Annotated in this window: 2 protein-coding genes; both read left to right on the top strand. The window is 48.0% G+C overall.

Features of this window, described 5'->3' with window-relative positions; genetic code table 11:
- Positions 1-56 precede the first annotated feature (56 nt).
- Positions 57-269, top strand: a complete 213-nt coding sequence (locus HRU10_15295) for a hypothetical protein (protein ID NRA28598.1) — start codon at positions 57-59, stop codon at positions 267-269.
- Positions 270-829: 560 nt separating this feature from the next.
- Positions 830-1,993, top strand: coding sequence for a Fic family protein (locus HRU10_15290; GenBank protein ID NRA28597.1), 1,164 nt, complete (start codon positions 830-832; stop codon positions 1,991-1,993).
- The last annotated feature ends 245 nt before the right edge of the window (positions 1,994-2,238 follow it).

Here is a 2,238-nt window from a genome sequence, read left to right as displayed (position 1 = left end):
ACCCGCTGATAAGTTCCGTTTGCAACGAGCGCCGTGGCAAATGTGCCTCGGAAAGAATGAAAATCGCGCTTCCTTCCCAACTCATCCATTCTCGGGATGCATATGCATACGGCTTCCGTATCCCGATAAAGGGGCCTTTCCGCGTGTGTAGTAAGATCAAGCACTTTATCGCCGGGTGTCATATCTTCGCCACAATGCGCCTTGAGCGCTTCCGCGAGCTGAGGATGCATTGGGATGACCGCGTCTTGTTTATTCTTGGTAGTAGATGACCTCGCTTTGACAAAGGGAACGTCAACATCGAGGTGCAAATCAGCGCGAACAAGAATTACTGAGTTCTGATAACCTTAATCCGGTATAAGCGGCCATTTGATAGTTGATCCGTCGCTCCCCGGCGACCGAGAGCAATTTTGCGAATTGCTCCGGCGTGAAGGAACAACGCTGCTGCTGTTTTCCACGCACATCAATGAGCTGAACATGTTTCATCGAGTTGGTCATGATGCGCCCTTGCGCGACGCATCGCGCGCGTGAAAACCTGGCCATCGCCGAGATCGGGGAGGCAAAGCGCAAGGGAGGGGAATCACCCGGTCTGCACGAAGCTCGAAGTGCAAACGAAGACGCTGCGGAAGATGGGGGACACCCTTGCGCTGCGCTATGGTGTCCCCCTTAGATGGAATGTAACCATGCGGCGAACAGCCACCAATAAAGCAGAATTATTTCAATAAAATTACTTTTAATAACCAAAAGAGCAAAAAATACTGCCTAACCTCTTGATAAAGTAATTTTATCCATCTATTCTTACTTTTAATAGATCAAAAAGTAAAGTTACTGCATGTCCCGTTTAGGAACCTATATTACGATCAACACTGCCGGAGAGCGTTATCAGGCATTCATGCCGCCTGCGCTCCCTCCAGAGCCTCCCATTGACCTAAAACAGCTACAGCCGCTAATTGTGAAGGCCACCAAAGCGATGGGAAGGTTAGACGGTGTAGCTGATGTGCTCCCTTACAGTAGCCTGTTTTTGTATTATTACGTAAGAAAAGAAGCCGTGCTTTCGTCACAAATCGAAGGCACACAATCCTCACTCTCGGACTTATTGATCTATGAGAGTGAAGATCAGGCCGGCGTTCCAATTGATGATGTGGTCGAAGTATCGCGCTATGTGGCTGCATTTGAACATGGCTTAAAGCGCATTCAAGAAGGCTTCCCTCTTTCATTAAGGCTGATCCGGGAAATGCATGAAAAGCTTCTCACCGACGCACGCGGCGCTAACAAGCAGCCCGGAGAGTTTCGCCGCACTCAGAACTGGATTGGCGGCTCTAGGCCCGGCAACGCACATTTTGTCCCGCCAGAGCCAGAGCGGCTAATGGAATGCTTAGATGCATTGGAAAAATACCTACATATCGAAGAGCGTCCATACAGCTCGTTAATTGATGCAGGCTTGATTCACGTGCAGTTTGAGACGATCCACCCATTTTTAGATGGCAATGGTCGTATCGGACGATTGCTCATCACCTTCTTTTTGATGCTGATGGGTGAAATGAAGCAGCCATGGCTCTATCTGAGCCTTTTCTTCAAAAACAACCGTTCGGAGTATTACAGACGCTTAGACGCAGTTAGGCAAAGTGGCGACTGGGAAGGCTGGCTCGATTTCTTCCTGCAAGGAGTGGCAGAAACCGCAGAGCAAGTGGTGATGACTAGCCGCAACATAGCTGCATTATTCGAGGAAGACCGTCGCCGTATTCATACCCTCAAACGAGCAGCGATTAACGCGCGTAAATTACACGATGTTCTATGCAAACACGCTATCATTTCTGCCAATGATGCGGCGAAAGCACTGGAGTTAACGCCCCAAACGACGCGATCACTACTGAAGCAACTAGGGGAATTGGGTATTGTGATAGACGTGAAGGGAAAACGGAAAGAGCGCCTCTATATCTATAAGCAGCTTATTCAGTTGCTGGAAGAAGGCTCTGAGCCGATTGCATATTCCTAGAAACCTCCTACGAAGCCAAGATCCCGTGCGAAGACACACTATCTAGGTTCAGGCTTTATCGATGGACTGAGTGATAAGGCTGAAATCCTGTTATTAGCCAAGGAAATCTCGAGTGGAAAAGAATAACCTTAATTAAATAAGTCTAAGAATAAATATCATAAACTTACACTTATTACTCCGCTAATGCAAAAGGTGACTTCATGCGGCGTATTTGGCATGTGGGTGTTGGAAGCATGAAATGATCT

It is taken from the genome of Opitutales bacterium (genome assembly GCA_013215165.1).
Taxonomy (GTDB): domain Bacteria; phylum Verrucomicrobiota; class Verrucomicrobiia; order Opitutales; family JABSRG01; genus JABSRG01.
This window is presented reverse-complemented; position numbering and strand designations above follow the sequence as displayed.

Bases quoted from the DNA above. Each gene is read 5' to 3' on its own strand.
- HRU10_15295 (NRA28598.1), top strand. From the start codon at position 57: ATGAAAATCGCGCTTCCTTCCCAACTCATCCATTCTCGGGATGCATAT.
- HRU10_15290 (NRA28597.1), top strand. From the start codon at position 830: ATGTCCCGTTTAGGAACCTATATTACGATCAACACTGCCGGAGAGCGT.